At 72.5% G+C, this 5,762-nt stretch carries 8 protein-coding genes and 1 pseudogene; 5 read left to right on the top strand and 4 right to left on the bottom strand.

Features of this window, described 5'->3' with window-relative positions:
* Positions 1-501 (top strand): NADP oxidoreductase (locus GT354_RS42810; protein WP_161362296.1); only part of this gene is annotated, 501 nt, incomplete at its 5' end.
* Between the two features lie 102 nt (positions 502-603).
* Here the strand turns inward: GT354_RS42810 and GT354_RS42805 are convergent.
* Positions 604-1,188 (bottom strand): XRE family transcriptional regulator, encoded by a 585-nt coding sequence (locus tag GT354_RS42805; RefSeq protein ID WP_161362294.1) that lies wholly within the window; start codon positions 1,186-1,188, stop codon positions 604-606.
* 77 nt (positions 1,189-1,265) lie between these two features.
* Here GT354_RS42805 and GT354_RS42800 point away from each other — a divergent pair, with 77 nt between their 5' ends.
* On the top strand, positions 1,266-2,225 hold the full coding sequence (locus tag GT354_RS42800) for a class I SAM-dependent methyltransferase (protein ID WP_161362292.1): 960 nt from the start codon (positions 1,266-1,268) through the stop codon (positions 2,223-2,225).
* Positions 2,226-2,303: 78 nt separating this feature from the next.
* Here GT354_RS42800 and GT354_RS42795 read toward each other — a convergent pair whose 3' ends face one another.
* The gene (locus GT354_RS42795; protein ID WP_161362290.1) at positions 2,304-2,675 is read right to left on the bottom strand and encodes a DUF488 family protein; all 372 of its coding nucleotides are present in this window, start codon (positions 2,673-2,675) and stop codon (positions 2,304-2,306) included.
* Positions 2,676-2,985: 310 nt separating this feature from the next.
* Here GT354_RS42795 and GT354_RS42790 point away from each other — a divergent pair, with 310 nt between their 5' ends.
* Positions 2,986-3,207 carry a hypothetical protein gene (locus GT354_RS42790; RefSeq protein ID WP_161362288.1) on the top strand — a complete coding sequence of 74 codons (222 nt, stop codon included), beginning with the start codon at positions 2,986-2,988 and terminating at the stop codon, positions 3,205-3,207.
* A 223-nt stretch (positions 3,208-3,430) separates the two neighbouring features.
* Here GT354_RS42790 and GT354_RS42785 read toward each other — a convergent pair whose 3' ends face one another.
* A complete protein-coding gene (locus tag GT354_RS42785) occupies positions 3,431-4,066 on the bottom strand; it encodes an NAD(P)H-binding protein (protein WP_161362286.1) in 636 nt (211 codons plus the stop codon).
* A 117-nt stretch (positions 4,067-4,183) separates the two neighbouring features.
* On the opposite strand from GT354_RS42785, the gene GT354_RS42780 reads away from it, so the two are divergent.
* On the top strand, positions 4,184-4,885 hold the full coding sequence (locus GT354_RS42780; RefSeq protein ID WP_161362284.1) for a TetR/AcrR family transcriptional regulator: 702 nt from the start codon (positions 4,184-4,186) through the stop codon (positions 4,883-4,885).
* Between the two features lie 192 nt (positions 4,886-5,077).
* The gene (locus GT354_RS42775; RefSeq protein WP_161362282.1) at positions 5,078-5,413 is read left to right on the top strand and encodes a VOC family protein; all 336 of its coding nucleotides are present in this window, start codon (positions 5,078-5,080) and stop codon (positions 5,411-5,413) included.
* A 106-nt stretch (positions 5,414-5,519) separates the two neighbouring features.
* Here the strand turns inward: GT354_RS42775 and GT354_RS42770 are convergent.
* Positions 5,520-5,762 (bottom strand): annotated as a pseudogene (locus GT354_RS42770) (serine hydrolase); the annotation flags it as partial.

Genomic DNA, 5,762 nt, shown 5'->3' with positions numbered 1-5,762 from the left:
GGGGCCGGCGCCGGGACGTTGGCCGAGGCCGCCGCGCACGGTGACGCGGTGTTGGCGGCGGTCGGGCGCGGCGGGGTGGGCGAGGTGATCCCGCCGCTGGCCGAACTGCTCGCGGGCAAGCCGGTGTTGGACTGCTCGAACCCGATCGTGCCCGGCCCGGGTGGGCTGATGCTCGATACGGACGGCGGCCGGTCGGCGGCGCGCGAGCTCGCGGACGCGGCGCCCGGCGCGCACGTGGTCAAGGCGTTCCATCTGTGCGCGGCACAGGTGTGGGCGGGCGAACTCGCGGACGGGCTCGCGGTGGCGGTGTGCGGGGACGATCGGGCGGCGCTGGCGGTGGCGGGCACACTGGTCGCGGACGTGGGGTCGGTGGCGGTGGAGGTGGGTGGCCTGGACCGCGCGGGCTACCTGGAGGCGACGGCGGCGATCGTGATCGGCATGTGGTTCGCGGGCCAGGATCCGCGCACGATGCTCCCGCCGGCGGAACACGCCCACGGCTGACGGCTTATGGCCGTCGGGGGCCGGGAATCGGGGGTCGGGGACTCGGCCGCCGGCGGGGGCGTCGATGTGTCGATGGTGCTTCGCGTCGAGGCGAATGCGCCGTCACGCGTGGGGCTTCGCACGGACGTGCATGCGCTCGCCCTGTCGGCCGAAGAGACTGAGGACCTCGACGGGCCGCCCGTCCGCGCTGCCGAACCAGTGCGGCAGTCGGGTGTCCCACTCGGCGGCCTCGCCCGGGCCGAGGATCAGATCGTGCTCGGCGAGGACGAGCCGCAGCCGGCCTTCGAGCACGTACAGCCACTCGTAGCCCTCGTGTGTACGGAGGTTGGGCTCGGAACCCCGGTCGGGAATGACCAACTTGAACGCCTGGAGCGGGCCCGGGGTCCGGGTCAGCGCCACGGACGTACCACCGCTCGGCAGCGTGCGGGTGGTCAGGCGTACCCGAGGATCCCCCACGGCGGGCGCGCCGACGAGTTCGTCCAGGGGCACGCCGTAGGCAGCGGCGAGCGGCAACAGCAGTTCCAGGCCGGGGCGGCGCTGCCCGGACTCCAGCCGCGACAGGGTGCTCTTGGAGATGCCGGTCGCCTCGGCGAGGGCGGCCAGGGTGAGGCCGCGTCCGTCGCGTAGTCGTCTGAGTCGGGGGCCGACCTGGTCGAGGACCGTTTGGTGTGCCGGTGGGGTGTCCATGCGGGCATTCCATCGGGCGGTCCCAGGATTGGCAACAGAAGTTGCCGGCGGGACGCGGCGGGGGCACTCTCCTCGGCATGAACGCACACAGCGCATCCGGGCATGAGCACGGGCACGGGCACGGACACGGACACGGGCACCACGGCACCGACATCGACTGGGAAACGATGGCCACCGAGTTGGAGAACAAGGCCGACCTGCAACTCCCCGTCTCGCGCGAGACGGCGGCTCGCCTGAGGAAACTGCTCGGCGCGGGGTCGACCGGATCCGGGACGGCGGTCCGGCGCATCCTCGACATCGGCAGCGGGCCGGGTGTGATGAGCTGCGTGTTCGCCGAGACCTTCGCCGACGCCGAGGTGGTCGCCGTGGACGGCACACCGGCGCTGCTGGATCGGGCGCTGGCTCGCGCCGAGCGGCTGGGACTCGGCGGCCGGGTGGTCGTGCGGCACGCGGAACTCCCCGAGGGCCTGACCGGCGACGACGGGCACGGCGAGGGCGGCCTCGGTACCGCGGATCTGGTCTGGAGCAGCAAGGCCGTGCACCACCTCGGCGATCAGCAGGGGACACTGGACGCGCTCGCCGGCGTGCTCAGGCCAGGCGGGGTGCTCGCCGTCGCGGAGGGTGGGGTGCCGATGCGCTTCCTCCCACGCGACATCGGTATCGGCGCTCCCGGAATCCAGGCCAGGTTCGACGCCGCCCAGGAGTCCTGGTTCACGGCCATGCGATCCGAACTGCCGGGCAGCATCGCGGTGATCGAGGACTGGCCCGCGATGCTCGGCCGCGCCGGGCTCACCGGTGTCGGCAGTTTCACGTCCTTCCTCGACCTCCCCGCCCCGCTGGACGACGCGGCGCGCGCCTTCCTGTACGCCCATCTGACCCGGGTGCGGGAGACGGTGAGCGAGTCCCTGGACGCGGAGGACCGCCGGACCCTCGACGTGCTGCTCGACCCCGAGGACGCCGCCGGCATCCTGCGGCGCCCCGACGCCTTCCTGCTCTTCGGCACCACGGTCTCCACGGGTGTGCGCCCGCGCCGGTGACGAAGCCGGACCCGGACTCGGACCTCGGACTTCGGCCGAGGGTCACCGTCGTGCACCACCCCGCCCCCGGCCGTGGCGTCAGCGGTCTTCGCGCAGGAAGTCGGTCAGTACGGGTACGTGGCTGTGCGCCGGATCGCGCACGGCGGTGAGCAGGGTGAGCCGGCCGTCGCCCGCCCGGGCGAGGAGGTCCGCGCGTGCGGCGCGGGCCTCCTCGGCGTCGAGCTCGTCGCGGTAGCGCCGGCGAAAGACCTCGTCGGCCAGGTTGCCCGCGTGCCACTCCCGCCGCAGCGCGGTGGAGGGGGTCAAGACCTTGGGCCAGTCGTCGAGGTGCGCGTCCGCCTTGGTGATGCCGCGTGGCCACAGGCGGTCGACCAGGACGCGCAGGCCGTCGGGCTCGGCGGGGTCCTCGGGGTCGTACACGCGGCGGACGGTGATGGTGGGCTCGGCCATGGCGCCTCCCGGTGGGGGTGAGGTGAGTGCCGGCGTGTACCCCCCACGCGACGGGCCCAAGTATGCGCCTGCGGGCGGCGGCCGGTCGGGTGCGGCGGCGCTCCGCCGGTCGTCCCCGGAAGCGGTCCGCGATGGTGTTCGTCCAGGTGCCTCGCCGAGCGGGCTACCGCCCGCGAAATTGGCCTAGACCTTTCTGGAGATTGGCATAGACCTGTTTGTGGCTGCGTGAGTAGCATTCGAGCGGCATCGCACCACCTCCGAGGGCATCTGACGGCCTGCCAAATGCCTTCCTGGTCAAAGGAGTTGGCACGTGAGGAAACGTATTGCACTGCTGGTCGCGGGCATTGCCGCAGTTCTGCTTCCCCTTGCCGCCGCACCCACCGCGAGCGCTGCGGGTGAGTTCCACGTCAGTGGCGTCTACTACACGCAGGCCCAGTGCACGGCGGCGGGCCAGGCCGGGTTCGCGTTGTGGGGGCCGGTTTTCTACTGTGCCGACGGTCCGCAGGGTCTGGTCTACCTCTACACGCACTGACCTGTCCGCACGCGCTCGTCGATCCACCCGTACCGGGTCGACTCGCACCGACGTACGCGCCCCGCTCCTCCCGCAGTCGCCGGAGGGGCGGGGCCGGGCGTAACCACCCTCATTCCGGTGGAGTATCGACCGCCCGACCCTGCCGCTCGTACGGCCCGGTTCGGCGCGGGCCGCCGCGCCGGGATCGTCCGGTGGGCCGCCGTCAACGGCGCCCGCGGCGGATTCAGTAGGCCACGCCCAATGCCTTCCCATAGGTCGCCGGGTCGGTCAGGGCCCCGAGCATCGCGTGCGCGAGGTCGGCGCGGGCGATCGTGCTTCCACGTGGCACGCTCCCGCCGATGTGGGTGCGGTACACGCCGGTCACCGCCGCGTCGGTCAGCTTGGGCGGGCGCATCGCGGTCCAGTCGAGCCCGCTGCGCGCCAACTCCGCCTCCATCGCGCTCACGTCGGCGTACACGTCCTTGAGCGCCGAGCGCAGGATCGGGATCAGCAGACGGCGGACGAACACCGAGTCGCCGGGCGGCGTCGGCCCCACCGGCGCCGCGCTGATCACCACGACGCGGCGGATCCCGACATCGGCCATCGCGCCCACGATCGCCGGGGCGGACGCCGCCGCGATGCCCGCGGTCTTGCGCCCGCGCGGGCCGAGTCCGGAGAGGACGGCTTCGCTTCCCTCGATCGCCGCGCGCAGTTCCGCCCGGTCGGTCACGTCCGCGCGGACCACGTCGATGTTCGGATGCTCGACGTCGGGCCACGACGGGGCGCGGACCACGGCGGTGATCTTGTGTCCGGCGTCGGCCGCCTGCCGTAGAACGTGCTTGCCGGTGGCGCCCGTGGCGCCGAGAACGGTGAGTCTCATGCGTTGCCTCCCGAGGTGGGTGAATGTTCACTCACCCTCTTATGGTGAATACTCACTCACCACTACGTCAAGCCCCGACGAGGCACCGACACGAACGACGAACGGAGGATCTGCGCGATGCGACCCCCGACGCAGCCGAGCCCTGCGACCCCCACCCGGCAACGCATCCTGGACGCCGCGGACCACCTCATGCGCACTCTCGGCCTGGCCCGCACGACGACCAAGGAGATCGCGCGCGCCGCCGGTTGCTCGGAGGCGGCGCTGTACAAGCACTTCACCGGCAAGGAGGACCTGTTCGTCGCGGTCCTCCAGGAGCGACTGCCGCCGCTGGGGCCGCTGCTCGCGCAATTGACGGTCGAGTCGGGGACGGACGCGACGACGGGGGAGGACGAGACCACGGGACAGGGCTCGCCGACGGGGTCGGATTCGCCGGCGGGTGGCGGTGCGGGGACGGTCGAGGCGCGGTTGGTCGCGATCGCCACCCAGGCCACGCTGTTCTACGAGCAGAGCATGCCGATCGCCTCGTCCCTGTTCGCCGACCCCGCGCTGCTGCAACGCCACCGCGACGCGCTGCGCAGGATCGGCGCGGGCCCACATCTGCCTCTGGAGGCGCTCGCCCGGTATGTACGCCTCGAACGCGACCACGGCCGCATCGCCGCGCACGTCGACCCGGACGCCGCCGCCGCGCTACTGCTCGGCGCGTGCTATCAGCGAGCCTTCCTGCGGCACTTCATGGGCATCGAGGACGGCCCCACCATCGACGAGTTCGCCCGGGCCGCGGCGCGCACTCTGATCGGCGGGATCGGCGTGATCGGCTGACGGGCCGCCGCCGGGAGGCCGGCCGCGGGGCCGATTCTTCAAGGGCGACCAACGGCGACCAAGGGCAACCGAGGCAACCGAGGCAACCGAGGCAACCGAGGCAACCGAGGGCGACCGAGGGCGACCAAGGGCGACACACCAGCCGAGGGCGGGCATCCCGCGATTGTCGGTGCCGTCTCCTATCGTGCGCCCATGAACCTCACAGCCCGGATGATCACCATCGACTGCGCCGACCCGGCGACCCTCGCCGCGTGGTGGGCCCAGGCGCTGAACGTGGAGATCGCCCACGACTACGGCGATTTCGTGATCGTCGGCGCCGAGCCGCTCGTCCTCGGTTTCCAGCGCGTCCCCGACGACCTGTCCGGCAAGAACCGCGTCCACGTCGACTTCCACACGCCCGACCGCCAAGGCGACGTGGAACGCCTGGTCGGCCTGGGCGCGTCGATCGTGGCGGAGCGCAGCATGCCGGGGCTGACCTGGACGACCCTGCGTGACCCGGCGGGCAACGAGTTCTGCGTGGCCGGCTAGCCCCGCGGGGCAACTGCCCCTGAGGGGAGCCGCCTTCGGGCGACCCCTCGGGGCGTCGTCGGGCGGCGTGCGGGCGGCAGTCGGCCCGTCGTGCGCCCGAGGACGGTCAGCCCGCGTCCAGGTACGCGACCAACGACCGCAACGCCGCGACGGTTTCGCGGTCGCGAGCCTCGTCGTCCGCCGAAGGCCACGCACTGGTCTTGACGATCACCACGTCGGCGTCCGGATCGACGTACAGATACTGGCCGAAGACGCCGATCCCGGTGTACGCGCGGCGTTCGCCGCCGAGCGTCCACCACTGGTTGGCGTAGCCGTAGTGCGGGTAGCCGCTGGGCCCCAGCGCGCCGAC

The organism is Streptomyces sp. SID3343 (genome assembly GCF_009865215.1).
Lineage (GTDB): Bacteria > Actinomycetota > Actinomycetes > Streptomycetales > Streptomycetaceae > Embleya.
Note: the sequence above shows the minus strand (reverse complement) of the source record. Positions and strands in the feature narration are given on the sequence as shown.